At 58.2% G+C, this 26,791-nt stretch carries 22 protein-coding genes and 1 pseudogene; 15 read left to right on the forward strand and 8 right to left on the reverse strand.

The window, feature by feature from the left end; genetic code table 11:
• Positions 1–43: 43 nt before the first annotated feature.
• The 3 genes from tssL to tagH form a co-directional block, all read right to left on the reverse strand.
• Entirely contained in the window at positions 44–1,372 is a 1,329-nt protein-coding gene (gene tssL, locus CHB97_RS20090; RefSeq protein ID WP_089289793.1) for a type VI secretion system protein TssL, long form, read from the reverse strand.
• Complete coding sequence (gene tssK, locus CHB97_RS20095) at positions 1,369–2,706, reverse strand: type VI secretion system baseplate subunit TssK (protein WP_089289794.1); 1,338 nt, start codon at positions 2,704–2,706, stop codon at positions 1,369–1,371. The genes tssL and tssK overlap by 4 nt, the downstream gene beginning before the upstream one ends.
• Before the next feature lie 92 nt (positions 2,707–2,798).
• Positions 2,799–3,995 carry a type VI secretion system-associated FHA domain protein TagH gene (tagH, locus tag CHB97_RS20100; RefSeq protein WP_160106069.1) on the reverse strand — a complete coding sequence of 399 codons (1,197 nt, stop codon included), beginning with the start codon at positions 3,993–3,995 and terminating at the stop codon, positions 2,799–2,801.
• A 322-nt stretch (positions 3,996–4,317) separates the two neighbouring features.
• Here tagH and tssA point away from each other — a divergent pair, with 322 nt between their 5' ends.
• The 15 genes and pseudogenes from tssA to CHB97_RS20170 all read left to right on the forward strand — a co-directional run.
• Complete coding sequence (tssA, locus tag CHB97_RS20105) at positions 4,318–5,325, forward strand: type VI secretion system protein TssA (protein ID WP_160106071.1); 1,008 nt, start codon at positions 4,318–4,320, stop codon at positions 5,323–5,325.
• 71 nt (positions 5,326–5,396) lie between these two features.
• A complete protein-coding gene (tssB, locus tag CHB97_RS20110) occupies positions 5,397–5,900 on the forward strand; it encodes a type VI secretion system contractile sheath small subunit (protein WP_089289797.1) in 504 nt (167 codons plus the stop codon).
• A gap of 5 nt (positions 5,901–5,905) precedes the next feature.
• Positions 5,906–7,405, forward strand: a complete 1,500-nt coding sequence (gene tssC / locus CHB97_RS20115; RefSeq protein ID WP_089289798.1) for a type VI secretion system contractile sheath large subunit — start codon at positions 5,906–5,908, stop codon at positions 7,403–7,405.
• Between the two features lie 78 nt (positions 7,406–7,483).
• Positions 7,484–7,978, forward strand: a complete 495-nt coding sequence (locus CHB97_RS20120) for a type VI secretion system tube protein Hcp (protein ID WP_089289799.1) — start codon at positions 7,484–7,486, stop codon at positions 7,976–7,978.
• A gap of 115 nt (positions 7,979–8,093) precedes the next feature.
• Positions 8,094–8,945 carry a type VI secretion system accessory protein TagJ gene (locus tag CHB97_RS20125; protein WP_089289800.1) on the forward strand — a complete coding sequence of 284 codons (852 nt, stop codon included), beginning with the start codon at positions 8,094–8,096 and terminating at the stop codon, positions 8,943–8,945.
• Positions 8,938–9,441 (forward strand): type VI secretion system baseplate subunit TssE, encoded by a 504-nt coding sequence (tssE, locus tag CHB97_RS20130; RefSeq protein ID WP_089289801.1) that lies wholly within the window; start codon positions 8,938–8,940, stop codon positions 9,439–9,441. The genes CHB97_RS20125 and tssE overlap by 8 nt, the downstream gene beginning before the upstream one ends.
• A 2-nt stretch (positions 9,442–9,443) precedes the next feature.
• Positions 9,444–11,366 carry a type VI secretion system baseplate subunit TssF gene (tssF, locus tag CHB97_RS20135; RefSeq protein ID WP_089289802.1) on the forward strand — a complete coding sequence of 641 codons (1,923 nt, stop codon included), beginning with the start codon at positions 9,444–9,446 and terminating at the stop codon, positions 11,364–11,366.
• Positions 11,367–11,375: 9 nt separating this feature from the next.
• Positions 11,376–12,437, forward strand: coding sequence for a type VI secretion system baseplate subunit TssG (gene tssG, locus CHB97_RS20140; protein WP_089289803.1), 1,062 nt, complete (start codon positions 11,376–11,378; stop codon positions 12,435–12,437).
• Positions 12,437–15,061 (forward strand): type VI secretion system ATPase TssH, encoded by a 2,625-nt coding sequence (tssH, locus tag CHB97_RS20145; protein WP_089289804.1) that lies wholly within the window; start codon positions 12,437–12,439, stop codon positions 15,059–15,061. Before tssG ends, tssH begins: the two co-directional genes overlap by 1 nt.
• Positions 15,062–15,177: 116 nt before the next feature.
• On the forward strand, positions 15,178–15,840 hold the full coding sequence (locus CHB97_RS20150) for an OmpA family protein (RefSeq protein WP_089289805.1): 663 nt from the start codon (positions 15,178–15,180) through the stop codon (positions 15,838–15,840).
• A 67-nt stretch (positions 15,841–15,907) separates the two neighbouring features.
• Entirely contained in the window at positions 15,908–18,706 is a 2,799-nt protein-coding gene (locus CHB97_RS20155) for a type VI secretion system Vgr family protein (protein WP_089289806.1), read from the forward strand.
• 35 nt (positions 18,707–18,741) lie between these two features.
• The gene (locus tag CHB97_RS26150; RefSeq protein WP_143271073.1) at positions 18,742–19,296 is read left to right on the forward strand and encodes a hypothetical protein; all 555 of its coding nucleotides are present in this window, start codon (positions 18,742–18,744) and stop codon (positions 19,294–19,296) included.
• A 24-nt stretch (positions 19,297–19,320) separates the two neighbouring features.
• Positions 19,321–22,263 carry a type VI secretion system tip protein TssI/VgrG gene (gene tssI / locus CHB97_RS20160; RefSeq protein ID WP_089289807.1) on the forward strand — a complete coding sequence of 981 codons (2,943 nt, stop codon included), beginning with the start codon at positions 19,321–19,323 and terminating at the stop codon, positions 22,261–22,263.
• Positions 22,260–22,979, forward strand: a complete 720-nt coding sequence (locus CHB97_RS20165) for an ankyrin repeat domain-containing protein (RefSeq protein ID WP_160106073.1) — start codon at positions 22,260–22,262, stop codon at positions 22,977–22,979. The genes tssI and CHB97_RS20165 overlap by 4 nt, the downstream gene beginning before the upstream one ends.
• Positions 22,980–23,141: 162 nt before the next feature.
• Positions 23,142–23,424 (forward strand): annotated as a pseudogene (locus CHB97_RS20170) (transposase); the annotation flags it as partial.
• Positions 23,425–23,675: 251 nt separating this feature from the next.
• Here CHB97_RS20170 and CHB97_RS20175 read toward each other — a convergent pair.
• From CHB97_RS20175 to CHB97_RS20195, 5 genes are all read right to left on the reverse strand, one after another.
• Positions 23,676–24,254, reverse strand: a complete 579-nt coding sequence (locus CHB97_RS20175) for a sensor histidine kinase KdpD (RefSeq protein ID WP_160106075.1) — start codon at positions 24,252–24,254, stop codon at positions 23,676–23,678.
• Positions 24,232–24,891, reverse strand: coding sequence for a hypothetical protein (locus CHB97_RS20180; RefSeq protein WP_089289810.1), 660 nt, complete (start codon positions 24,889–24,891; stop codon positions 24,232–24,234). The genes CHB97_RS20175 and CHB97_RS20180 overlap by 23 nt, the downstream gene beginning before the upstream one ends.
• A gap of 14 nt (positions 24,892–24,905) precedes the next feature.
• Positions 24,906–25,187 carry a helix-turn-helix domain-containing protein gene (locus CHB97_RS26515; RefSeq protein ID WP_160106077.1) on the reverse strand — a complete coding sequence of 94 codons (282 nt, stop codon included), beginning with the start codon at positions 25,185–25,187 and terminating at the stop codon, positions 24,906–24,908.
• Between the two features lie 230 nt (positions 25,188–25,417).
• Entirely contained in the window at positions 25,418–25,570 is a 153-nt protein-coding gene (locus CHB97_RS20190; RefSeq protein WP_200820039.1) for a hypothetical protein, read from the reverse strand.
• Positions 25,570–26,748, reverse strand: a complete 1,179-nt coding sequence (locus CHB97_RS20195; RefSeq protein WP_089289812.1) for an MFS transporter — start codon at positions 26,746–26,748, stop codon at positions 25,570–25,572. The genes CHB97_RS20190 and CHB97_RS20195 overlap by 1 nt, the downstream gene beginning before the upstream one ends.
• Positions 26,749–26,791: the final 43 nt, after the last annotated feature.

The following is a 26,791-nucleotide window of genomic DNA, read 5'->3' on the forward strand; positions in this document are numbered from 1 at the left end:
ACGCGGAGGGAAACCACGGGTGGGTGATGGGAGATCCTGCGGATCAGCCCGCGCCACCGGTAATCAGGATGATGTCAATGCGACGGTTGCGTTCCCGGTTGGCCGGTGAAGTGTTGGGAACCAGCGGATTGGTATCCGCTTGGCCTTCTGCCGACAGGCGGGCAGGCACCGACAGCCGTGAGGACAGCAGGTCGCGGACGGTGCCGGCGCGTGCCCGCGACAATTCCCAGTTGGACCGGAAACGCGCGGTGCTGATGGGTACATCATCGGTATGCCCGACCACCACGATCCTGCCCGGCTCCTCCTCCAGCGCAGCGGCCACCCGCTCCAGGACAGGCTGGAAGCGGCCTTCCATCCTGTCGCTGCCGCTGGCGAACAGGCCAGCGTCATGGAGCCGGATCGTGATCTGGCCAACACTTTCCGTGACCGTCACGAGCCGCTCGCGTATCTCCGCCTCAAGGAACCGAGAAATCTTGACGGATGTCCCGTCCGGTGGCGGCAGAAGGGGCGGCGGCGGGGGGCGGTTGATGAATGTTCGTTCATGGCCAGGCGCTGCGGCCAGACGGTCCAGCAGCGTATCGGTTTGTGCACCCAGGGATAACCGCAATCCTAAAAACAGGCTGACCATCACCGCCAGGGCAATGAAGACTGTCGCAACGGCGGGGACACTTGAGGCCGCCTGACGAACGGCCTCGCTGGCCCCACGCCAGTGGGGCGACAAGTCACCGCCCGTCTGGCCATGCGGGCGGATGAGCTGAAATAAATCTTCGCGTAATCGGGCGATGTCAACCAATCCACTGGACTGCATACGCAAGGGCCCCTGAAACCCCAGGGAAAGGCACACATACATCAGCTCCAGCAACAGGGCATTGCGGCCAGGCTCCTGCTTCAGTCGCTGCAGATCCTCATAGAATCGCGCCCCACCGAATGTTTCCTTGTGTCTCTTGCTGACGATGCTTTGCTGCGACCAGTTACTTTGCCGACCCCAGGGTGTATTCATCACGATATCGTCAACAGTGATGCATGCCGCGTAGTCGGCTGTATCCACCATGTCGGCAGGCAGCTGCACGTGCTTTAGCTGTTTTTGGAATGCCTGGACAATTTGCTCAGTCTGCTCGCGCAGCCGCTGCACGTCCGGTGCCGTGCGCAGTTCGCGCACATGATTGATAAAAGCCAGTAGGTCTGATGCGGCGGCCAGAAGTGGATTGCGCGACACGGCCACGGGCGGCGTCGCGGTAAAGGGGCCACTTCCCCATGCGGGCGATGCAGCGGGCGGATGTTGCGCGTTGGCGGCCGATCCGCCAGTGGGCCATCCGCCCGGTGTAGGGCGGATGACTGTGCGGTCCGTTGGGCGTCGGTTGTCCCCGGTCATAACGCCACCTCACGGATCGTCCATAGCTCCATATCCAGGTCCGGGAATTCGCCGGAAACATGAATGGCGATGCCCGGCGACCTCTCCAGTTTGCGCCAGAGCTCCCCTTGCCTGTCCAATTCCAGATAGATGGTGCCCGCATGGTAGGGCAGTTGCCGTGGTGCTGTCGGTAGGACCTCCAGCCCGATACCCCGCGCCGACGAGTTAATCAGCTCAGAGATTTTCTCTGCCGGCCCGATCTTGGTCTGTCCGGGAAATTCCGTCCTCAGGGTTTCGCCCCGGACAGACGCCCGCACGGCCAGAATGAACGCCGTCTTGGACAACAGGGTCCGGTCCTTGACAGGCGCGTACCAAACACCCTCGTGGTACTCCAGTTCAAGCTTCTCCGCAGTCCGGGATATCATTGTGGTCAACGCGGTACGCAGTTCCTCAATCAAAGGAAGGTATGTGGCGTGCAGATCATCATGTCGGTAAATGGGAAAGGGCGGGGGGCGGCGGCTCTTGCGGATGAAGGCCGCCAGTTCCCCGGCCAGCTGCAAAAGGGTAGTATAAAGATCCTCAGGATGGATGGTCTGCTGGCCTGAAAGGTGTGAAATCAACGGCTCCCACCGGTTCACGGTCAGCAGCAGCAGAAAGTCGTTGCTCTGTGGGGCGGCATTGCCGCCGGTTTCCGACAATCGTCCGGCCAACGACTCTGCCCGCTGATGCAAAAGCCCCTGCAGCTCCGTCAGGAAGCGGGCCAGAGGGGGGGCAGTGCCGACGGACAGGCAGGGGGGGATGTATCGGGGGTCCAAAACGACCTGACGGTCTGCCCGCACCTCCGATATCCGCGCCAGACCCAGGCAAACCAGATCGGGGCGTGGGTCGGTCGCCAGCACAAAACGGAATTGCGGAACGCCAACCTGTACTGCCGTTGTTTCAGATGACATGGATGTGCAGTCCCGCACATCCGTGTCGGATACTTGATAACGCGCATACGGCGTTTCATCGCCCTTGGGGGCAAAATCCACCACACCCTGCACCAGGCGCGGCAATGCCAGATAGACGATGCAGTCACGCGTCGTCGGGGGCAATTGCAACGAAGGTGGAAGCGCCTCCGGCGTGATGAGGAAGGGTGTTCCGTCCTCCATCAAGCCCGAGGCCCGAATGATGGCGAATTGTCCGATGGCCAATGCGGCCTGATCAATTTCTACGAAGGATACACCCCACGCAAATGACCGCAAAGGTTGTGTGCTGTTCCTGATCAGCTGCTCAAAATACCGGTCGGATTGTTGGAAATGCTGTGGAAGAATAAACATTCCTTCAGACCATACCACCCGATAACTGCCCGTCATGTCGCTCCCCAGCGATGTGGTTTATTCAGGTTCATGCGTGGCGCATGTGCTTTATGACAAAAACTACTTTAAAGTTAAATTAATTAAAAATTTCAATCATTTTTGTTATTTCCTGATCTGTTCATTAAATCGACTTGATCATTATAGGCCTTTGCAAATTCAATCCCCAACCTCTTCGCGAAATCTATTCTCGATTCTTCGGATATTACCTCGTATTCTTCAGTAAAATACTCCCAACACGCGGCACGGATACCGCCTTTTGCGAGGTTCTTTGCAACGGATTGCTGCTCCACCTTAGCTCTCAGTGTTTTGGGATCGAAGCAGCGCAGCAAAGTTGCTAATGCCTCATTCATACCGACAGTGGCTGCAAGCTGATGTTCTTCAATTTGGCGGAAGATTTCTGCGACAGCCGCTTCCCCGGACATGAAGTTCCCCTGCCGTGGGGACAGAAGTGACAAGGTGGCAGCATCGGCATCCATGAAGACTTTAAGGGGGTTGTTGTTGGTGGGCAGAAAGCCCAACTGGGTCCGGTCGATACGGAATTCGGCCTTGAACTTCGCCCGGATTTCCAGGAGCCTTTGTGCACCCTCGACAAAAAGGCGATAGGTCTTGCCGGCCCGACGCATCACATCGCTCGGGTCAGCACCCCGGAACGCCTCCTCCTCCAGTCCCGCTGCGTGCAGAAATGCCTTCAGCACCTCGTTACCGTCTGCTTCCAGCGATGCCGACGACTCCGCCCCCTTCTGACTGTCCGCGCGGCCAGATGGGGGCGAAGATTCTGCCTTCTGCGTATCGGCCTGTCTGGTATTGCTGTGGCTGATCCATTCCTTACGGAAGTCAAAATCAATTTCACCCGTCCGCACTACCGCAGGTTTTTCATGAACATGCGGGAGGTCGACATATTCCGTACCCGTCTCCATCCGATTGGAAATGGGGGATCGCTGGTCGGCAATACCGAAACGATCCTTCTCTATTTCCATTGGATGCGGCTTAAGCCCAGATTCGTGGCCCCATTGTCCCGATGCCTCCCCTGCGTCCATGGACACAGAAACACTGATCTCATAATTGGCCAGCGACAAACGGTCCCCATTGCGCAGGGTGACGGTGCCGCCTTTCGGAATGCGTTCTGCCGAAAAATTATGAAAAACACCATTCGTGCTGTTGTCGGTTAGGGCATATGACCCAAATTTTTCTGAAATTGAAAAATGTTTTCCAGAAACAATATTTTCAGGATCAATAAGAACCCAGTCACAATCTATGCCTCTGCCAACGGTAAAGCCATCGCGCATTACCTGTCGCATTTCCCCCGCCATCGGTCCAGAAATTACCCGTAATATCAACATGTTTTGACCTGATTGTCACATTGACGCGCAAAGCGCGCCGCCCCCGCAGCCCGACCATGCTGACGTACGGCAAAGATTGTATCAAGATATAATGTGTAATTTAAATATGATATTGACAGAATTGTCGTTTAGGCATTACCAAAATGATATCCGGAAAGTCCTTGTGCAGTAGTGTATGCATTTGGACTTCATTTAATAGAGTATTTTTTTAGTTCAAGATCGCTCGTTGTGGCTGATGTCCATTCTAATGGATAAGGATTTTGTTGAAATGGATCTGAAGCGGTTGTTGACCCCGATCAGTGAAGCCGAACCTTCCGGGCCCTCTCTGGAGTTCGACGATGCGTTCCGGACGTTGGAGGTGGCGGCAGCTGGTTCCCCGGACAGAGTCATGGGCTCAGAAATCCAGGCTGGCACACCGCCCAACTGGCGATTGGTGTCGACGTCAGCGGTGGCCTTGCTGGAAAGAACCAAGGACCTGCGGATCGCTGTCTACCTTTGCCAAGCTGTTGTGGTGATGCAGGGGCTGTCGGGATTGGCGGCAGGGTTGCATCTGCTGGACGGGCTTCTGCGACAATTCTGGCCGACGATACATCCGCAATTGGATGTATCGGATGACAATGACCCGACGATACGGATCAACGCGCTGGCGGGATTGAGCGCACCCGCCGGACTGCTGGCGTTAATCCAGAATGCCAAAGTGATGGAGCTTCCCAGGGTTGGAACAGTAACGGTGCGCGACCTTATCTTATCTACCGCGTCGGATGACAATCAAATTAAGGCCGTTTTCACAGCCCGGGACGAAAAAGACGGGTTCCTCGTAACGGATTATATCCTGCAACCGATCATCAATTCTATCGCCGACGCGGGGCGCGCGTTGGCGGCGATCGCCGATTTCATCGACGAGCAGACTGGGGGTGGCAATTCTCATGTGCTTGATCCTCTGAAACAACTGCTCTGGAAACTGAGCAACGTGATCAGTCAGCATACAGCCCGACGCCGCGGCGATGCGCCGTTGCAGGTGGCAGCCACCCATTCTCCAACGGTGCTGCATCCTACCGGAACCGGTGCCGTCAGCCGGCGGGAGGATGTCGCCGCTATGCTGGACAGTATCTGCGAGTACCTGACCCGAACCGAGCCATCCAGCCCGGTCCCGTTTCTTCTGCAACGGGCAAAACGGCTGCTGGGCAAGAATTTCATGGAATTGCTGAGCGATCTGGCACCCGACGGGGCTTCACAGTTCCAGACCGTTCGTGGGCCTGAAAAGGGTGATGGCTAATTCCTTGCTCTGAAGGGCGCAAGGCCGACGCGAATGTACGTTTTCGGAATTATCGAACTGGGGGAACAGAGATGACGGCGAGTAGTCAGAAATTCATTGCCCAGAACCGGGCACCCCGCGTCCACATTTCATATGATGTCCATACCGACGGTGCCGAGAAAAAGGTGCAATTGCCCTTTGTCATGGGGGTTATGGCCGACCTCAGCGGGACGCCGGCAGAGCCGCTGGACAATGTCGCGGACCGGAGCTTTGTCGAAATTGATGTCGATAATTTCGACAAGGTGATGGCTGGCGCCAAGCCGCGGGTGGCGCTGCGAGTGCCGAACACCCTGACCGGCACCGGCAACCTCAGCATTGACCTCACTTTCAAGAGCATGGACGATTTTTCACCAGCCAAGATTGCGGCCCGGATTGAGCCGCTGAACAAGCTGCTCGAGGCCCGCACACAGCTGAAGAATCTGATTTCCTACATGGACGGCAAAACCGGTGCCGAGGAACTGGTTGATCGGGTCCTGAATGACAAGGCCTTGCAGTCGGTTCTGGTCGGTAATCCCGATGGTACGCAGGAAGGGTGAACCAAATGTCGGATAGCCAAAGCCTGCAGCAGGTCTCCCGCACCGAACATAGTATTGAGGCGGAACAGAGTGAGTTTGCCCGGCTGCTTCAGAAGGAGTTCAAGCCCCGCAGCGATCGGGTCCGCGACGAAGTAACGGTAGCCGTCAGGACCCTGGCCGAACATGCCTTGCGGGGTGTCGATATCATCCCCGGCGAGACAATTGAGACAATCGAAGCCATCATCGCCAAGCTGGACGAGGCGCTGAGCAAGCAAATCAACGCCATTCTGCATCATCCGGACCTCCAGAAACTGGAAGGGACATGGCGTGGGTTGCATTATCTGGTGACGAACACTGCAACCGACGAGATGCTGAAAATCCGTGTCCTCAATATCTCCAAGACGGACCTGACAAAGTCGCTGCGCAGTTTCAAGGGCACCGCCTGGGACCAGAGCCCGATCTTCAAAAAGATCTATGAGGGAGAGTTTGGCCAACCTGGTGGACAGCCCTATGGCTGCATGGTTGGTGATTATTACTTCGATCAGAGCCCGCCAGACGTCGCATTGCTGGGGGAAATCGCCAAAACGGCCGCCGCTGCCCATATGCCTTTTATTGCGGCAGCAGCACCGGCGGTGCTGCAGATGGATAGTTGGCAGGAACTGGACAAGCCGCGCGATCTGACCAAGATTTTCCAGACGCCCGAATATGATGCTTGGCGTGCCCTGCGGGAAAGTGAAGATTCCCGCTACATTGGCCTGACGATGCCACGGGTGCTGGCCCGTTTACCCTATGGTGCCAAGACAGACCCGGTGGAAGCTTTCGCGTTCGAGGAAGATACTGCCGGGGCCGATCATACCCATTACACTTGGTCCAACGCGGCCTACGCTATGGCGGTCAATATCAACCGTTCGTTTAAGGATCACGGCTGGTTGTCGCGGATTCGGGGTCGTGAAACGGGTGGGGCCGTCAAAGGTCTGCCCATTCATACCTTCCCGTCAGATGATGGTGGCGTGGACGTTAAATGCCCCACGGAGGTTCTGATCAGCGGGCGTCGGGAAGCGGAGCTGAGTAAAAATGGTTTCATGCCGCTGGTGCATTGGAAGAACACCAACGAGGCCGTTTTCATTGGTGCCCAATCCCTTCAGAAGCCAACAGAATACAATGATCCGCAGGCCACCGCGAACGCCGCACTGGCTGCGCGCCTGCCTTATCTGTTCGCCTCCTGCCGCTTCGCCCACTACCTCCAATGTATGGTGCGGGACAAGGTTGGCAAATATACCAGCCAGCATGAACTGAAGCGTTGGTTGTCGAACTGGATTTTCCAGTTTGTCGATGGCGACCCAGAGAATTCCGCCGATGAGACCAAGGCAGAGAAGCCGTTGGCCGATGCTAAGGTGGAGATCGAGGAAGATCCCAGTAACCCCGGCTATTATAAGGCCCAGTTCTTTCTGCGCCCCCATTACCAGTTGGAGGGCATGACCATGTCCATGAGGCTGGTTTCCAAACTCCCATCCAGCAAAAGCTGAACAACCACCTTGTCCCAAATGTACCGGCGGCGGACCCCTGCCTCGGTGCTGGCCGATTAATGCAAAGGAGAATGTTAAATGTACGACGCTTACTTCGATATTGAGGGCGTTCCTGGTGAATCGGAAGATTCCAAGTACAAAGACAAGATCACTGTCGTGAGTTTCGGCTTTGATGCCAAACAGGCTGGCACCTTTTCCTATGGTAGCGGCGGGGGTGCCGGCAAGGTGGATTTCAAGCCGTTCAAATTTACCAAAGTGGTCGATACGGCGTCACACCTGCTGTTCCTGTGCTGTGCGGAAGGACGGCATATCGCCAAAGCCACTCTTTATGTTCGCAAATCCGGCGGCGGGTTGCAGGACTTCCTGAAGATTACTTTCACCGATCTGATCATTTCTTCTTACAATTTGGTGGGCGAGCCCACGGCCGACCGGGATAAAGCCACCAAGCCCACGGAGGAAATCGAGATCCAGTTCTCCTCCATCAAACTTTCCTACTCAAAGCAGAAGAATGACGGCACTCAGGAGGCGTTCAAGGAGGCCGGCTGGAGCGTTAAAGAAAACCGGAAGCTCTGAACCGGTTTCATCAGGCGTTGACTGGCTGGTTGTGGCGCTGCCGCGACCAGCCAGCAGGGTTTGCGTTTTCTGGGTGGGGCGTGGGTCTGAAGACTGTTCATATTGAGGCGATGTGATGCTGGGGCAGGAAAAAGTGGCCCAACTGCTGAAGGACGGGGATGTGGATGCCGCCATGGCGGTGGCACGGGACGCGGTCCGTTCAGCACCGGGCGCGGTGGCACCCCGCATCCTGATGTTCCAGATGCTGGCGCTGACGGGAGAATGGGCAAGGGCACAGACGCAACTCAAGGTGATTGCGGAGCTTGATGCTGGTGCGCGTGCCATGGTGATGGCCTATCAGATGCTCGTCCATAGCGAGACGGTCCGCACCGACATTTTCGCAGGAAAATCGACCCCGACTTTTCTGGGCCAACCGGAAGCCTGGGAGGCGTCCCTTGTGGAAGCCTTGCGGCTGGAAGGCAACGGATGTCAGGCCGACGCATTGCGTGAAAAGGCATTTGAGGAAGCACCGCCAAGTGCTGGCCATGTTGTAGAGGTTTCCGGCGAACACAAGATTGCCTGGATCGCCGATTGCGACCACCGTTTGGGCCCGATGCTGGAAATCGTCATTGATGGCCGCTACATGTGGGTTGCGTTCCGGGCAATAGCGGTGCTGGAAGCCGAGGCCCCCGCGCAGCTCTGCGATCTTGTATGGTTTCCGGTTAAGATCACCTTTATTAACGGCGGCCAGGTCACAGGTTACATTCCGACCCGTTACCCCGGCACCCCTGCGGACGGCACGAACGACCTTCTCCTGTCCAGAGGAACGGATTGGCGGCAACGGCCCGATGGCGTGACCGTTGGACTGGGCCAGCGGATGCTGGCCACCGACCAGGGCTCCTACGCCCTGTTCGATATTCGCCGCATCATGTTGGGGAGTGCGCCTGTGGCGACGGACGCAATCGGGGCGGGGGCTCCTCATGGCTGACACCGCGCTTCGCGACTGGCTGTTGCCGCCATTGATCGACCGGCTTTGCGATGATGATCGACGTGTGTCCGAGGAGAGCCGTGACAAACGCGCCGTTTCTGAAAAGAAGCTGCGGGATAGCGTGTTGCGTGATCTGGGCTGGCTGCTTAACGCGCCCTCCCTGGGCGGCCATCTGGATGCTGAGGCATTTCCTCGCGTGGCTCGGTCGGTTCTGAATTTTGGCATACCGTCTTTCATCGGGGGATTTGTTCAAGGCCATGATCCCGGAACGCTGGAGAGGCTGATGTGGGACGTGGTGGCCACGTTTGAGCCGCGTATCCAGCCGGACACCCTGACAGTGCGGCTGGATACCGCTGACTTGCAGGACGGGAACACAATGATTTTCCGCATCGAGGGGGAATTGCGGCTGCGGCCGGTTCCCGTACGCATCGCTGTGCGGACGGAGGTTGATCTTGATCTGGGCCATATCCGTGTTCTCAGTCAGCCGGGGTATTAACCATGGATCCGCGGCTATTCCCCTATTATGAAAGTGAACTCGCCCATTTGCAGGAAGTGGGTGCGGAGTTTGCGGCCCGATATCCGAAGGTTGCCGGGCGTCTTGGGCTTGATCAGTTTGAATGCCCAGATCCGCATGTCGAGCGGCTTCTCCAGGGCTTCGCCTTCCTGACCGCACGGATCCAACTGAAGCTTGACGCACAGTTTCCCCGGTTCACGTCCCATTTGCTGCAAGCCGTCTATCCGCATCTGACGGCCCCGACCCCGTCAATGACGATTGTGCGGTTTGAGCCCAACCCGTACGCGGGAAACCTGACCGATGGCTATCAGTTGCCGCGTAAAACAGCATTACGCAGTTTCATCGGCAATGGGATGCAGACGCCCTGCGAATACCGAACGGCGCATGATGTGATGCTGTGGCCGCTTGCCATCCGGCAGGCAGATTATCTGCCATCGGCGGGTGCGGTGAACGCCCTTGTCCCGGGCGGCGCACAAGGGGCGAAGGCTGGCCTGCGTGTCCGGCTCTCAACCCTCGGCGGTGTGACCATGGACGAGCTGTCGCTGGACCGCCTGTGTTTCTTCCTGCAGGGCGTGGGTGCGCTTCCGGCGCTCCTGCTGGAACAGATATTGTCGCAATCGGTGGGCTTGGCGGTGCGTCCGGCAGGACGCGGCGAAAGCTGGCAGATGACATTGCCTGCCACGGCAGTGACGCGCCGTGGCTATACGCCGGACGAAGCGCTGTTGCCGGTCGCATCCGGATCGTTCGACGGATACCGGCTGCTGCAGGAATATTTCGCGCTGCCGTCCCGCTTTATGTTTTTCGAAGCAAAGGGCCTACAGCCAGCACTGAAGCAGTGCGCCTCGGAGGAACTGGACCTGATCTTTCTGTTCAACCGAGCCAACAGCCGTCTTTTCAATGCCGTGGATGCCAGCAATTTTGCGCTGTTCTGCACGCCGGCCATCAATCTTTTTGAAAAACGGGCCGACCGCATCCATCTGAACACGCATGACACGGAGTTCCATCTGGTGCCGGATCGCACCCGCCCGATGGATTTCGAGGTTCATTCCGTGCAATCCGTGACCGGCTACGGGTCCGGTGTGGAACAGATATTCACGCCATTTTATTCGATTGACGAGAAGCACAACGCCCAATCCCAGGGGCGGGCCTTTTTCTCTGTGCAGCGGCGTCCGGCGATACTGCCCCGCGGACAGCGTCGCCGACAGAACAGCCTGCTCTCCGGCTATGTTGGCAGCGACATTTTCCTCTCGCTTGTTGACACGCAGGAGCAGCCTTACCGCCATTCCCTGCGTCAACTGGGGGCAACGGTACTGTGTACCAACCGCCACCTGCCCATTGAGATGCCGGAACCGGCCAACGGGCATTTTGACATGGCCTATGGTGCGCCTGTCGCCTCGGTCCGCAAGATGGTTGTACAGAGTAAACCATTCCCGCCGATACCTGAGGCGTTTCTGCCCCATCAGGCCGACGATGCGCAGGGTTCATCATTCGCCATGGCTCCCTCCTGGCGTCTCATCAGCCATTTGTCACTGAACTATCTGTCGCTATGTGACGGTGGCGAATCCAAAGGGGCCTCGGCCCTGCGGGAGCTTCTGTCCTTGTATGCCCCCTTGGCGGCGCCGGAGGTGGCGGCACAGATTGATGGCATTCGCCACGTGGAAACCAAGGCCATCGTCCGCAGGGTTCCCAACCGCACCGCCCTGCTTTATGCGCGTGGCCTGGAAGTGGCGGTTACCTTGGACGAATTGGCCTATGAGGGAAGCGGCACCTTTGTTCTTGGTTCGGTGCTGGCGGAGTTCTTTGCCAAATATGTATCGGTTAACAGTTTCACAGAAACGGTGACGCGCGGCGGGCGCGGTGAAATATGCCGCTGGCCAGCCCGCCTTGGCCGACGCGATTTGTTGTAGGGGACGGTCATGGTCAGCGCTGCCCCGACCCACCGAATACGATATGGTGCCTTGCGGCATCTGGCTGAAATACGCCGCCGCCCCACCCGGTTTAGCCTATTCAGCGCTTTACGGCGCATCGAATGCGCATATGCGCATTTACCCCGGCTGGGGGGGGCCAGGGTCCGGGCAGGGCAGGAACCGGTCCGTGTGGGGCAGGCATTGTCCATGTCCTTTCCCCCCACCCAATTGGCTGGCATCGAATACCGCGAGCAAGGGCGCGTGCCGCATCTGTTGGTCCATGGTCCGGGCCTGTTTGGGGGGAATGGGCCACTTCCCCTGCATCTGACCGAACTGTTTCTGGAGCGTATCCGTAGCCAAGGGGACACCACACCCTGGCACTTTGTCGATATGTTCCATCACCGGCTTTTGACTCTGTTCTATCGCGCCTGGGCCAGTGCCGAACCGACGGTCAATCAAGATCGACCTGACACTGATCCGGTCGAAGGTTTCGTCGCCTCTCTGATCGGCATGGGGATGTCATCCCTGCGCGGTCGTGATCTGGTGGCCGACCCTTTCAAGTTCCACCATGCGGGCCGATACGTCCATCAGGCCCCCAATCCGGACGGGCTTAAGGCTCTTTTGGTCGGGTATCTGGGCTTGGCGGTGGTGGTCGAGGAGTTCCAGGCTGCATGGATGATACTACCTGACGACGTGCGTTGGTATCTGGGCCGCCTGTCGACGGGGGCTCTCGGCCAGGGGCTGCCCCTTGGGCGCCGGGTGCGTGATGTCCAGCATCGGTTCAAACTATCCATCGGGCCCATGGGGCTGGACGACTATACCGGCATGCTGCCGGGGCGCAGGGCGCTTGCGGCTTTGGTGGCGCTGATACGGGGTTACTGCGGCGACGAATACTCGTTTGAATTGCGCCTGTTGCTTCGCGCGGCTGAAACACCACGCCTGCGGCTGGACGGCAAAAGCCGTCTGGGTTGGACCAGCTGGCTGCTGGCCGGCACCGCCACTGTGGATCGCGCTGATTTGGCCATGGTCATTGATACGACTGCCAAGCCCGGAAACTGGGGGAATGAATAATGATGGTAATGAACCGGGTTTCCCTGTTCGGCAAACTGACGCCGCTGGCGAACAGCAGCATCACCAGTGCCGCGGGGTTCTGTAAGGAGCGGGGCAATCCTGAAGTCGAACTGGCCCATTGGGTACACCAGATCCTGCAACTGCCGGACAGCGACCTTCACCGGATTATCCGCCATTTCGCATTTGACCGCGCGCGTCTTACGCGGGACCTCGTTGCGTCGCTGGAGCGCCTGCCACGTGGAGCAACCGAAATTGATGACCTGTCCACCGATATCATCGAAGCGGTTGAACGTGGATGGGTAACGGCATCCCTGATGCTCAACTCCACACGCGTCAGCACCGGCCATGTCCTGGCGGGCGTGCTGCTGACCGATGAGCTTCAGCACCTGTTTCCTGCCTTATCCCGAGAATTCAGAAAGATCAAGGCGACCGAGCTTATCGAGAATTATGCTGCCATTGTCGGTACCTCACCGGAGGGGGACTATCGGGCCGGTATCGGTGTTGGTGATTCCGCAGCCCCACCGCTCACCCAGAATCAGACGGCCTTGTCCCGGTTCTCGGTGGATTTGACCGAGAAGGCCCGCAAGGGTGAGATTGACCCAATCCTGGGCCGTGATGATGAGATCCGCCAAGTTGTCGATATCTTGATGCGGCGTCGGCAGAACAACCCGATTCTGACGGGGGAAGCCGGGGTCGGCAAGACGGCGGTTGTTGAAGGGTTCGCCCTGCGCATTGTTTCTGGTGATGTGCCACCTGCCTTGCGGGAGGTATCGCTGCGCACGCTTGATATCGGTCTATTGCAGGCTGGCGCTTCGATGAAGGGCGAGTTTGAAAGCCGCCTCCGGCAGGTGATCGACGAGGTCCAGTCCTCTCCAAAGCCCGTGATCCTGTTCATCGACGAAGCCCATACCCTGATCGGTGCCGGTGGTGCCGCCGGAACCGGCGATGCCGCCAACCTGCTGAAACCGGCATTGGCGCGCGGCACCCTGCGCACGATCGCCGCCACCACCTGGGCCGAATACAAGAAATATTTCGAGAAGGACCCGGCCCTGACCCGGCGGTTCCAGGTGATTCAGGTTGAGGAACCGTCCGAGGACAAGGCCATTTTGATGATGCGTGCCATTAGCCCGATGCTGGAGGCCCATCACAAGGTCCAGATCCTGGATGAGGCGCTGGAGGCGGCGGTACGGCTTTCCCACCGCTACATCCCAGCCCGGCAGTTGCCCGACAAGGCGGTAAGCCTGTTGGACACAGCGGCGGCACGGGTCGCCATCGGCCAGCATGCGGTGCCTGCCAGGGTGGAAGATTGCCGCCGCCGCATTCAGGCGCTGCGGATGGAACAGGCGATCATCGAAAAGGAGAGTGCGACCGGCATCGTCACGACCGCTCGCGCTGCCGCGAATGCCCAGCGTATGGCTGAGGAGGAGGAGCGGCTCAAAATATTGGAGGTCGGCTGGCAGGAGGAAAAGACCCTGGTGGACCGTATCCTGGCTTTGCGTGCAAGCCTGCGCCAAGACGCATTTGATGCGGATGCGCGCTTGGCAAAGCAGGCGGAACTGGCGGAATTGCAGGCGAGGCTTGTGGAGTGGCAGGGTGACGATCCCCTGATCCTGCCGACCGTGGACGAACAGGCGGTGGCCGCCGTAGTTGGCGACTGGACGGGCATTCCTGTTGGCCGGATGGTGAAAAACGAGATCGAAACTGTTCTTAAACTGGCACACACGCTGAAACAGCGGGTGATCGGTCAGGAACATGGTCTTGCCATGATCGCACGTCGTATCCAGACATCGCGCGCCAAGCTGGACAACCCGTCCAAGCCGGTTGGGGTGTTCATGCTGTGCGGTCCCTCGGGCGTCGGCAAGACGGAAACGGCGCTGGCCTTGGCCGAAGCCCTTTATGGTGGTGAGCAGAACGTCATCACCATCAACATGTCGGAATTCCAGGAGGCACACACCGTTTCCACCCTGAAAGGCGCGCCGCCAGGTTATGTCGGCTATGGCGAGGGCGGGGTGCTGACCGAGGCGGTGCGCCGCAGGCCCTATTCTGTGGTGCTGCTGGACGAGGTGGAAAAAGCCCATGCGGATGTCCATGAGCTGTTCTTCCAGGTTTTCGACAAAGGCTTTATGGAGGATGGGGAGGGCCGGTACATTGATTTCCGCAACTGCCTGATCCTGCTGACATCCAATGTCGGTAGCGACCTGATCATGAACATGTGCGCGGACCCAGATCTGGCACCCGATGCCGAAGCCCTGGCCAAAGCCTTGCGGCAACCGCTGCTGAAGGTTTTCCCAGCGGCCCTGCTGGGTCGGATCGTGACCATCCCCTATTACCCGCTGGACGGGGGGATGATCGCCACCATCATCCGCCTCCAACTCGACCGGATCAAAGCTAGGGTAGAGCGCACGCATAGCGTGCCGTTTATCTATGATAACGCGGTGGTCGACCTCGTGGCCAGCCGCTGTTCCGAAGTGGAAAGCGGCGGACGGATGATCGACGCGATCCTGACCAACACCATTCTACCGGAGATCAGCGGTGCCCTGCTGCAGCGTATGCTGGAAGGCCGGAGCATCGCACAGGTCCGCCTGGGTGTGGTTGGTGGCGACTTCTCTTACGATTTCGACTGATACCAATCCGCCGAGGGTTTGACCCTTGGCGGATTGGAGGCCGGCGACCGCCGGCCCGCCGCTTGGTAGCGGGGTAAGCCAAGCTGCCGGAGGCAGCGCCCGGCGCATGAGTGAACATGAATCTCCCTGGATCGGTCACGATCAAGGGAGATTGGTATGACAGATTTTATCAGCAAGTCGGCTTTGCGCCGGTGGAAAGGATACTGATCATGATCAGTTTCAAGCGTGCATTGATCTGTGCCGGGTTGTTCGGCTGGCTTGCCGTTGGCATGGCGGGGGCCAATGATGGGAAATTGTCAAAGGAGGAAATCAGGCGTCGCCTGGCAGAACAGGGGGAGGCCTGCAAATTGCCCAATCCCCCTCCTGATGTACATTGCAGGGGCATGGGTGTCGATATTGGGGTGTCATCACCGCCCGTTGTCAATGAACGGCTGCGCGTCGAATTGCAGATAACGTTCGATTACAACTCCGATGTGCTGACAGCAGAGGCCAAGCGGGTTCTTGATGAGCTTGGTGAAATTCTGGCGTCCGAAAGTTTCAAGCAGTCCCGTTTCGAAATCGCCGGCCATACCGATGCGAAGGGGACAGATGACTATAACCGTCGCCTGTCAAAGCGTCGGGCGACCGCCGCCCGTGCCTATCTGGTTGAGAAGTTCTCTATTCCCGCTAACCGTTTGGAGGTGCAGGGTTATGGCGCAAACCGTCTTGCCAAGCCGACGGACCCCCTTGATGGGGCTAACCGACGGGTGGAAATCTTCAATGTGGGGCAGGTGATGTAAGCACCACCGCATCATTTTTCGCCCATAAAGGGCACCGGCATCGTTCCAGAGCAATGGACCCGCCTCCATGCTGACGCAAGTTTACCGCGACATCTCAGTATTAAGCTCCCTTGGGGAGGACGTATTGCTGTTCCGGCGCATGTCTGGGCATGAGGAGCTTGGCGGCCTGTTTTTGTACCATATTGATGTATTGACGATGCTTTCGTCGGTTGATTTTGACGCGGTTCTGGGCCGTGAGATGAGTGTTCGTGTAACGAGCGGGAGTTCGGTGCGTTATTTTCATGGTCTGGTGTCTCGTTTCACGCATTTGGGTTCAGAGGGTCGTTACGGGCTTTACCGGGCGGAGGTACGGCCCTGGCTTTGGTTTTTGACGCGCAACCGCGACAGCCGGATTTTCCAGGGCGAGACGGTGCCGGAGATCGTGAAGAAGGTGCTTCGGGGGCGCGGTTTCACCGACCTTTCCGACCGGCTTTCGGGGACGTATCTGCCATGGGAATATTGCGTTCAGTATCAGGAGAGTGATTACGCCTTCATCAGCCGGCTGCTGGAGCATGAGGGCATCTATTATTATTTCAGCCACGAGAATGGCCGCCATGTTCTGGTGCTTGCCGATGGTGCGGCGTCGCACGACCCGCTGTCGCCGTCTAGCCAGGTGCGGTTTCAGCCGGAGAAGCGGCAGCGGGAACGGCTTCGTGTGGTGACGGGCTGGACGCTTTCGCGGGAGGTGACGGCGGGTACGCACATTGTTGACGATTATGATTTTGAGAACCCGCGCGCCCAATTGCGCACGCCGCTGTCGATGCCGCATGCCCATGAGATGTCGGGCATGGAGGTGTATGAATATCCATCCAACATGGCCTATCAGCCCTCGGGTCGGCGGGGTGAGAACGCCATGCCCTATGCGCGCGTGCGGCTTGAGGCGCAGCAGGGATTGCACGAGACGATCCTGGCGGAAAGCAATGTGACGGGATTGGCGGCTGGAATGCTGTTCCGTCTGACCCACCACCCGATATCCAGCCAGAACCGCGAATATCTGGTGACGCAGACCTCGATTGAGATGGTGTCTGACGCCTATGAGGGAGGCGGGGGCGGTGATGGGGAACAGGATACGTACCTGTGCCGGATCGCGCTGGTGCCGGGCACGGTGCCGTTCCGCACACCGCGACGTACGCCCTGGCCGCGGATGGGGGGGCCGCAGACGGCGATGGTGGTGGGCAAGGCGGGCGAGGAGATCTGGACCGACCGGCATGGTCGGATCAAGGTACATTTCCCCTGGGATCGGGAAGGCAATGCCGACGAGAACAGTTCGTGCTGGGTCCGGGTGGCGCAGGCCTGGGCGGGTCGCCGTTGGGGTGCGCAGTTTCTGCCGCGCGTGGGACAGGAGGTGGTGGTCAGCTTCCTGGATGGTGACCCCAACCGCCCGCTGGTGACGGGTGCTGTCTATAATGGCGAGGCACAGCCGCCTTTTGGGCTGCCGGAGCGGGCCACACAATCTGGCTGGCGCAGCAGTTCGTCGAAGGGCGGGGCGGGTGGCAATGAATTCCGGTTTGAGGACAAGGCGGGCCGGGAGCAGGTCTTTATCCATGCCCAACGTGCCCTGGATGTGAAGGTCCGCGCCAGCCACCGCGAAAGCATGGGCGGCGACCGCCATCAGACCGTCGGGCGCGACAAGAAGGCCATGGTCGAGGGCAATCACCACGACATCGTCTGGACAGACCGATATCAGAATGTCGATGCGAACTATTCACAGATGGTCGGCCTGGATAATCATGAGGAGATTGGTCAGAACTATGCGTTGAAGGCGGGCCTTGAGGTGGCGGTGGAGGCGGGCTTGTCGATCTCGCTGAAAGCCAGCGGCGGTTTCATCACCATCGGCCCCACGGGTGTCACGATCTCTGGCAACTTGGTCCTGGTGAATAGCGGTGGTTCGCCGAGCGCCCTGCAGGCACAAGTTACCGAACCGGACGAGGCACAGCACGCCCCCAACAGCGAACCGGGTAAGGGCGGAGGCGTCCCCCGCGCCCGCAGGATTAGCCGCCTGGCGGCCAACCGCCGACGTATCGCCGCCATTGCCAATAAACGTGCCGCCGCCGAATGGGCGGAGGCCAAGGCAAAGGCCGACGCGGAGCGGAAAGCGGCAGCAGAGCAGAACGCGCAGGTGCTGGCCAAGGTCAAGGAGAACGAGGCACAGGCAACTGCCCTGTTGAATGGAACGCCCGTTATTGAAACTGTCAACAAAGTAATTGTCAATTCATCAGAAATAAATCTTGGGGAGGCTAGTCCGGAATTTAAGGATAAATTCAAAGAGAGGACTGGCATGAGTTTAGAGGAAAGTATTGAAATATATAAGGAAAAAACATCTAAAAATTTAGATCCAGCTGTCGTGGAGATGCTGTTTACTAGTGAAGATTTTGCTGAAAAATTGACTACAAATAACGAAACAATTCATAAAGAATATAGATACATATTGAATATGAATGCACCAAAAAGTGAAAAGGAGGCAATAGAAAGAGGCTTTATAAAAATGAAAGATTATGAAAGTATTTATCACAGTCCAGTGAGGAATATAGATTTTGGAGTTTTTGATATTAATGTCCCGGAAATAGACCCGCATGTAAAATTTCAAGATAAGAATTTATTTGGAATTAATGTTAAAGTACCAACTGGTATTAGTATGCTGCAAAATTCTAAATATGTTAGCAAGGATGGGTACCAGGAGGCTGTTTTCGACAAAAACGGAGACCTTGTTACTGACGAAAAATATGTTGGTTCATTTAATTTCTTTCCAAGTAGATTATACCAGTTCTGGAAGTGGAGTGGTCATACTAAGGGTGACATAAATCCTTATAAAAAACTTGGGAATTGATTTTGTGATAAAGTCCAGTGGGAAAGGAAAATAAAATGCAAAAAGATTCGGTTGGATGTGTAATTGACCGTTTGGATGTGGCGGCTGCATGGCTTATTGAATTTGGCACTAATATGGCAGTCGTTTCTAGTCATGATATTTTTTGGAGAGAGATATACAGAAAGTTTAAAGTGTTGATGTGGGTTGGGTCGAGGGTAAATGACGGCAGATATCGAGCGTTGTTTAGAATAAAAGACTCTGGTATTAATTATGATATATATAATATATGTGACGTTACATCTGGTGCGGTCATTAGGGAACTTTGGATAGCAAAAGTTATTGGGCAGGGGTGGTTTGATATGGAGAATTACACAAAGTTTTACATTGTTGATAAATTAAATGGCACTGAGGATAGAAAAATACATTCAGTGTACTTCGATTATCTATCGGTTGTAAATGATAATAAAAATATTAATATATCAAATCCAAGAGATATATATGATATGAATCCATATTTATTTCCAAAAAGCTACGCCATGTCTGATTTATACAACTTTTCTGCAGTAATAGATGATAATCACGAATATGTCGCTTTCAAGGTTAGTGATTGAATGTTTTTTGATTGAGAGTCTATAATGCTGACGCAAGTTTACCGCGACATCTCAGTATTAAGCTCCCTTGGGGAGGACGTATTGCTGTTCCGGCGCATGTCTGGGCATGAGGAGCTTGGCGGCCTGTTTTTGTACCATATTGATGTATTGACGATGCTTTCGTCGGTTGATTTTGACGCGGTTCTGGGCCGTGAGATGAGTGTTCGTGTAACGAGCGGGAGTTCGGTGCGTTATTTTCACGGTCTGGTGTCTCGTTTCACGCATCTGGGTTCAGAGGGGCGTTACGGGCTTTACCGGGCGGAGGTACGGCCCTGGCTTTGGTTTTTGACGCGCAACCGCGACAGCCGGATTTTCCAGGGCGAGACGGTGCCGGAGATCGTGAAGAAGGTGCTTCGGGGGCGCGGTTTCACCGACCTTTCCGACCGGCTTTCGGGGACGTATCTGCCGTGGGAATATTGCGTTCAGTATCAGGAGAGTGATTACGCCTTCATCAGCCGGCTGCTGGAGCATGAGGGCATCTATTATTATTTCAGCCACGAGAATGGCCGCCATGTTCTGGTGCTTGCCGATGGTGCGGCGTCGCACGACCCGCTGTCGCCGTCTAGCCAGGTGCGGTTTCAGCCGGAGAAGCGGCAGCGGGAACGGCTTCGTGTGGTGACGGGCTGGACGCTTTCGCGGGAGGTGACGGCGGGTACGCACATTGTTGACGATTATGATTTTGAGAACCCGCGCGCCCAATTGCGCACGCCGCTGTCGATGCCGCATGCCCATGAGATGTCGGGCATGGAGGTGTATGAATATCCATCCAACATGGCCTATCAGCCCTCGGGTCGGCGGGGTGAGAACGCCATGCCCTATGCGCGCGTGCGGCTTGAGGCGCAGCAGGGATTGCACGAGACGATCCTGGCGGAAAGCAATGTGACGGGATTGGCGGCTGGAATGCTGTTCCGTCTGACCCACCACCCGATATCCAGCCAGAACCGCGAATATCTGGTGACGCAGACCTCGATTGAGATGGTGTCTGACGCCTATGAGGGAGGCGGGGGCGGTGATGGGGAACAGGATACGTACCTGTGCCGGATCGCGCTGGTGCCGGGCACGGTGCCGTTCCGCACACCGCGACGTACGCCCTGGCCGCGGATGGGGGGGCCGCAGACGGCGATGGTGGTGGGCAAGGCGGGCGAGGAGATCTGGACCGACCGGCATGGTCGGATCAAGGTACATTTCCCCTGGGATCGGGAAGGCAATGCCGACGAGAACAGTTCGTGCTGGGTCCGGGTGGCGCAGGCCTGGGCGGGTCGCCGTTGGGGTGCGCAGTTTCTGCCGCGCGTGGGACAGGAGGTGGTGGTCAGCTTCCTGGATGGTGACCCCAACCGCCCGCTGGTGACGGGTGCTGTCTATAATGGCGAGGCACAGCCGCCTTTTGGGCTGCCGGAGCGGGCCACGCAATCTGGCTGGCGCAGCAGTTCGTCGAAGGGTGGGGCGGGTGGCAATGAATTCCGGTTTGAGGACAAGGCGGGCCGGGAGCAGGTCTTTATCCATGCCCAACGTGCCCTGGATGTGAAGGTCCGCGCCAGCCACCGCGAAAGCATGGGCGGCGACCGCCATCAGACCGTCGGGCGCGACAAGAAGGCCATGGTCGAGGGCAATCACCACGACATCGTCTGGACAGACCGATATCAGAATGTCGATGCGAACGCCTCGCTGATGGTGGGATTGGATAGGCACCGGGAGATTGGTCAGAACTATGCGTTGAAGGCGGGCCTTGAGGTGGCGGTGGAGGCGGGCTTGTCGATCTCGCTGAAAGCCAGCGGCGGTTTCATCACCATCGGCCCCACGGGTGTCACGATCTCTGGCAACTTGGTTCTGGTGAATAGCGGTGGTTCGCCCAGCGCCCTGCAGGCACAGGTTACCGAACCGGACGAGGCACAGCACGCCCCCGACAGCGAGCCGGGCAGGGGTGGCGGCCGCCCCCGCGCCCGCAGGATTAGCCGCCTGGCGGCCAACCGCCACCGTATTGCCCGCATCGCCGCCAGAATGGCGGAAGACGGTCGGGCGGCGGCCCAGGCGCGACTGAAGGCTGAGGAGGATGCGGGGGCTGACTTGCGTAAGCAAGCGGTCGGGGAGGGGGAAGCCACCACACCAACTCCCCTTTCACCCGAACAGGAAGCCAGACATGCCCTTGATATGGGGTTGCTGTCGCAGCATGTATATGGTGAGGATCCGACGCTTCCGCCTGGATACAGTGTGGTGAGTCAGGACGAGCTGCGGATGTTGGGCATCAACCCTTCCTCCCTTAACGATCCAAAGACCAATTTCCGGGCGGAAGTTTACAAAAAGGATGGCATCGACGGCCCAGAATATGTTGTTGCCTACCGTGGAACAGACTTCAGCAAGTTCGCTGACATAAAAGACAATGCCCTTCAGGCTTTTGGTGCCGAGAACGAACATTACAAACAGGCCATCAAGCTGGCACGTGAAATGAACATTGCCACCAATGGCAAGGTTTCCTTCACCGGTCATTCCCTCGGTGGCGGCATGGCATCTGCAGCGGCGGTGGCAACGGGCCGCCCTGCTATAACTTTTAATGCTGCCGGGCTGCATCCCGACACCGTTGCAGCCTATAGCGATGCGCCTCCCGCCGATGTGACGGCTTACTATGTTCCCGGCGAATTCCTGTCCAACGTGCAGGATAATCGCGAACTGGTTCTGGCGGTGCCATCGAGCTTGGTTGTTGGTGCCGTCAACCCATGGGCAGGTGTTGCTGCCGGCCTCTATGTGGGATCGGATAGTGAGGCTTTGGGAGCAACCCTGCCCAGGGCCTATGGTCGGCGGGTTGCGTTACCAGAGCCTTTTGATGAAGACGCCTCCTGGCTGGACGACAACAGTTTTCAGCGACATAGAATCAAGTCGGTTATCAAGGGCCTTGAGAAGGCCCATCGTAACGCAGGTGGAGTATCAAGGTGACCTACCAATTCCTGCCGGACAGTTTCGATGACCCCGCAGCCCGCCAGTTCATCGAAGCGGTGGCCGACGGTGACACGCGCACTGTCCTGCGCCTTTTGCAAAGGGATCAGGCTCTGGTCAACATCGCGGGCCATGATGGCGAGACGGCTCTGCTGGTGGCGACAGAGCGGCGGAATCTGAAAATGGTCTCCACCCTGTTGAAGGCCGGTGCTCATCCGGATGGGGCCCCTGACAGAGCCCCTCTGACAATCGCCGTTGGTTTTCCGGACCTGTCTATAGCCAAGATTTTGATTTCCGGCGGTGCCGATCCCAATGGGAAGATGTCATCGCAGCCCGCTCTCTATCGGCTTGCTCTGATTGGCTCCGCTGACGGTGTCGCCCTGCTGTTGTCTGCTGGTGCCCGGGTGGATGAGCCGGACGATTTCGACACCCCGCCCTCCTTCGCGGCGGCGGGCGCCGAGAACTGGCGGATCGTCCGAATGTTGCTAGATCATGGAGCATCCCTGTCTAAGGCCAACAAGGGTGGCTTCACGATCGGCATCTATGCCCACCGGTCCCGTATGAACAAGGCTAGCCCGGATGGCGCAGCCTGTCAGGAAATTCTGGCCCGATGGCGGGATGCCGGGTTGCCATGGCCGCCGCCACATCCGATCGACGTGCGGGCGTGGGTTGGGCGCGAGGACTGGCCTCCGCGGGGTGAGGGGAGGCAGGAATGATATACCCAAGTGCCTAATAAATTCGGCAAAATGCTCAAACGCCGCACGGGCTTAGGTATACCCAGTTCCGGGATTCTCCCGTCACTTGGGTATACCACTCTACCGAGGGTTTGACCCTTGGCGGATATGATGCTGGTGACTGCCAGCCCAGCGCTCGTGCGCGCGGGTCTTTCACGGCCTTATCGGATGCAATCGCTGCTGGGGCGCTCGCGCTGGGATGCGGATGCGGTCTGCCGGACCGGTTCGGGCCTATGTGCTTGAGGCGTTGAGTGGCGGGGAGGGCGTCCTTGTGGTGGATGAGACCGGCTTTGTGAAGAAGGGCGCGCATTCGGTCGGTGTCGGCCGTCAATATTCGGGCACGGCGGGCCGGATTGAGAATTGCCAGGTTGGTGTGTTCCTGGCCTATGCGGGACCGTGGGGCCAGGCACTGATCGACCGGTCCGTTCCCGAAATCAGGCAAGCGCCCCTCTCGTCCATTATCGAATGCAGAAAACGCAACTGTAGCACTAGTCCCCAGCCAAGCCCATAACTGGCCGTCATATCGATCTTGGCGTTCGAGCAGCTGACGCGCCGGTGATCACCGGCGCGCTGTATCGGGCCGGCGTGGAAGGCTCATCGTCACCAAGGCTCCGCCCTCCGGGCTGTTGTTCAGCCTCAACCGGCCGCAATGGCGGTCGACCACCGCCTTCACGATACTCATCCCAGACCAGTGCCGGGAATGGTACTGGCGTTCCTGGCGCGGAAGAAGCGCTGGCCGATTTGGGCGATCTGCTGTGGCGGGAAGCCGATACCGCTGTCGCGGATGGTGATATCGACCATGCTCCCGTCATTCACGGCGACATGAACGGGGTGGTCGGGTGGGGAAAATTTCAGGGCATTGTCCAGAAGATTGCTGATGGCGACGGCCAGCATCTCCCGATCCCCACGCACAAGGGGGGCTTTGGGCGGCAAGACTGCCCTGATCCGCCCCTCGGCATATTTTTGCCCCAGCACCCGGATAAGGTCGCGGACGATCTGGGCGATATCAACCATCTCCCCGTGTGTCGTGTCCAACTCCGCGCGTTCGGCCGTCAGCAGATTGTCCATAAGATTGCGGGCCCGCTCGACCGTTGTACGGATGGTATCCAGCCATTGTGGCACCGGTCCGCGCGGCCGGTCCAGCAATTCCAGGCTGAGTTCGGCCGAACGATCGATAATGGCCAAGGGTGTGCGCAATTCATGCCCCAGCATGGACAGGAACTGACGCAACTGGCTATGCATCCGTCGTTCGGCCATCAGGCTGTGGGTCCGTTCCTGCAAATCCGCATCCAGACAGGTGCCGACCATGATCATCATAGAGAAGAAAGGTCAGGTTCATTATCACCGCCCCTTCAAGCATGAACCAGGGTTGGATGACGGGCGAAAAGACGAAATTGGGATCGGGATGCACCAGGGCAGCCACCATGCGCGCTATCAGCACGCAAATGTGGATCGCCAGACTGATCGTCATGCAGCTGCGGGCGGCGCTGAAGCGTCCGCCATAGCGCAGCGTCCCCCATAGCAGCCGGCTGTAAAGTCCGGCATAGATCAGCGATGCGGCGGTAACGCGCAGGGGTACATTCTCCGGCGCCAGCCATAACATCAGTGTCCACAAGAGCAAGGTGAAAACCGTCAGGACCGGTGCCAGCCAGCGCAGCGACCGCCCCCCCGCCAGAACCAGCATCCCCTCTGTCACAATGGCGATGGCCAACACGATGGCCGTGTTGGCGATGATGATGGGCACCGGTAACCGCACACCTTGCAGGACGAAGGCCACAGCCAGGATCAGGCACCCCGCCGAGATATGGGCCAGGCCGCGCAAATGCCGATGCACCCGCCACAGCAGGAAAGCCGCGATCCTGTTGACGACGGTCAGCGTCTCGACAAAGATCAATGAAGTGATTGTATCTACGGACAGAAATCCCTACCGGGAACTGATCGGCCAGTGAAACTATAGCCCTTTCCATAAACGGCGCGGATCGGTGGCTCATACCCGACCCGGTCGATCACCTTCAGCCGCAGCCGCCGCACCATTGTATTGAGATTGGCCAGACTGAAGTCGGCCTCTTCGCTCAGGACCGTCGTCAATTGTCCATGGTCACAGGTTTCGCCATCCGCTGCCAAAAGTTGCAGCAGGAAGGCCAGTTCACGCGGGGTGAGGGAGACTGTCTGGCCTGTCGGGGCGGTCAATGACCGCCCCTTTTGATCCAGGATCCAACAAGGCTCAAGCGGTGCCGCGGTGGGCAGACGGCGCAGCAGATTGCGCGCGGTCCCCTCAATCTCCCGCAGACTGGCATGTTTGACCAGATAAGCGTCGCTCCCCGCGTCCAGCGCCTGGAGCTTGAACCAGCCGAACAGCCCGCTTGCGGACCTCAGCTGAAAATGTGTTCGTTGTCTCGGCACATCTTAGCCCCATCCTCTCAGGAGTGGGGGCCGCCGACACTCCCGGACCGGTTCAGTTCCCCCATTGTCTGCGCATGCGTCTGGTAGGTGATCTTGGGTCGCAGAAATGGCGGGTCTGTGACCACGTCATTATCCAGCAGGATCGAGAGGTCGATGAAACGACGGGGCATCAGATTTCAGCCTTTCTCCGGACAGTGGCCGCAGTGGCCAAGGCACCGGCAGTCGTCAGCACCGCATAAAGAACCAGTACATCCTTCAGGTTGCCAAGCGGGGCGCTCAGCATCCCGGCAATGATCGGTGCCGCGAACTGGCCAAGGAAGAAGGCACCGGTCCAGATGCCTGTCCCCCGCCCCCGCACCGATGCTGGCAACAGGCGCACGGTCCAGGTCAGCATGTTGGGCAGCAACATGCCGCAGCCGATGCAGGCCAGGACGGCAGATGTTGCGACCAGAAGGAAATTGTCGAACAGGCCGGCGCCGATGTAGCCGGTCGCAGCGACGAGCAGCCCCAGCGCCAGCAGTTTCGGACCGGCCAACTGCTTGAGACGACCAAAGACGGCGCTGCCGACAACCATGCCGAGATTCGCGGCGGCACCCGCGGCACCGATCAAGGCCGGCGACGCCACACCTGATAGCTCCAGGATCGGGCCGAGCTGGACCATCAGCGTGTAGAAAAGCAGCCCGACGCCAAGGGTGATCAGCACCGGCGGCAATACCCGCGCCCAGGGGAAGGCGGCGGCTTCCCCTCGTGTGCCCCGTCGCACATCCGGCTCAAACAGAATGATCGCTGCCGCCAGCGCGATGGGCAGGGCCAGCAGGTAAAGGCCGAAAGGCCCGCGCGAGCCGAACAATTCGCCAAAGATGCCGCCGATGGCGATCAGAATGATGGCACTGATGCTGACCACCGCGACTTGGGATGCGAACCAGCGCTCCCGGCGTTCATCCTGGAAATAATCGCCGAGCAACGTGGTGGCGACAGTCATGATCACCGATTCCGCAATGCCCAACGCGACACGTGCCGCAATCATCTGGGGTAGATCATTCAGGAAGATCGGCAGGACGCCAAATGCGGCATAGGCGATCAAGGCACCCAGCAGCAGCGGCTTGCGTCCCACGCGGTCGGCGATCCATCCGGCGATCGGGGAAAACAGCGCCACGCACAAGGCCGGCACTGTCATCATGATCGGGACGAGCATACCAGCGCCCGGCACCGCGCCGAATTCACGCATCAACAGCGGCAATACCGGGACAAGCGAGATGATGGCCATCACTGGCATGACCGACGTGATCAGCAAAATCACGCCGTGTCGTGTCGTGGCGATCTTGCCCGTCGGAACCTTCTCAATCATGTCTGTTGCCTTTCAGGCTGGCCCGGCTTCGATTGGCGCCGAG

The organism is Azospirillum sp. RU38E (genome assembly GCF_900188385.1).
GTDB lineage: Bacteria > Pseudomonadota > Alphaproteobacteria > Azospirillales > Azospirillaceae > Niveispirillum.

Excerpts from the sequence above, each read along its gene's own strand:
- tssC (WP_089289798.1), top strand. The coding sequence starts at position 5,906 with ATGTCGGATAGCCAAAGCCTGCAGCAGGTCTCCCGCACCGAACATAGT.
- tssL (WP_089289793.1), bottom strand. The coding sequence starts at position 1,372 with ATGACCGGGGACAACCGACGCCCAACGGACCGCACAGTCATCCGCCCT.
- CHB97_RS20155 (WP_089289806.1), top strand. The coding sequence starts at position 15,908 with ATGCTGACGCAAGTTTACCGCGACATCTCAGTATTAAGCTCCCTTGGG.
- CHB97_RS20150 (WP_089289805.1), top strand. The coding sequence starts at position 15,178 with ATGAATCTCCCTGGATCGGTCACGATCAAGGGAGATTGGTATGACAGA.
- CHB97_RS20120 (WP_089289799.1), top strand. The coding sequence starts at position 7,484 with ATGTACGACGCTTACTTCGATATTGAGGGCGTTCCTGGTGAATCGGAA.
- tagH (WP_160106069.1), bottom strand. The coding sequence starts at position 3,995 with ATGCGCGATGGCTTTACCGTTGGCAGAGGCATAGATTGTGACTGGGTT.
- CHB97_RS26150 (WP_143271073.1), top strand. The coding sequence starts at position 18,742 with ATGCAAAAAGATTCGGTTGGATGTGTAATTGACCGTTTGGATGTGGCG.
- tssB (WP_089289797.1), top strand. The coding sequence starts at position 5,397 with ATGACGGCGAGTAGTCAGAAATTCATTGCCCAGAACCGGGCACCCCGC.
- CHB97_RS20195 (WP_089289812.1), bottom strand. The coding sequence starts at position 26,748 with ATGATTGAGAAGGTTCCGACGGGCAAGATCGCCACGACACGACACGGC.
- tssA (WP_160106071.1), top strand. The coding sequence starts at position 4,318 with ATGGATCTGAAGCGGTTGTTGACCCCGATCAGTGAAGCCGAACCTTCC.
- CHB97_RS20190 (WP_200820039.1), bottom strand. The coding sequence starts at position 25,570 with ATGCCCCGTCGTTTCATCGACCTCTCGATCCTGCTGGATAATGACGTG.
- tssE (WP_089289801.1), top strand. The coding sequence starts at position 8,938 with ATGGCTGACACCGCGCTTCGCGACTGGCTGTTGCCGCCATTGATCGAC.
- tssI (WP_089289807.1), top strand. The coding sequence starts at position 19,321 with ATGCTGACGCAAGTTTACCGCGACATCTCAGTATTAAGCTCCCTTGGG.
- tssG (WP_089289803.1), top strand. The coding sequence starts at position 11,376 with ATGGTCAGCGCTGCCCCGACCCACCGAATACGATATGGTGCCTTGCGG.
- tssK (WP_089289794.1), bottom strand. The coding sequence starts at position 2,706 with ATGACGGGCAGTTATCGGGTGGTATGGTCTGAAGGAATGTTTATTCTT.
- CHB97_RS20175 (WP_160106075.1), bottom strand. The coding sequence starts at position 24,254 with ATGGCCGAACGACGGATGCATAGCCAGTTGCGTCAGTTCCTGTCCATG.
- CHB97_RS20125 (WP_089289800.1), top strand. The coding sequence starts at position 8,094 with ATGCTGGGGCAGGAAAAAGTGGCCCAACTGCTGAAGGACGGGGATGTG.
- tssF (WP_089289802.1), top strand. The coding sequence starts at position 9,444 with ATGGATCCGCGGCTATTCCCCTATTATGAAAGTGAACTCGCCCATTTG.
- tssH (WP_089289804.1), top strand. The coding sequence starts at position 12,437 with ATGATGGTAATGAACCGGGTTTCCCTGTTCGGCAAACTGACGCCGCTG.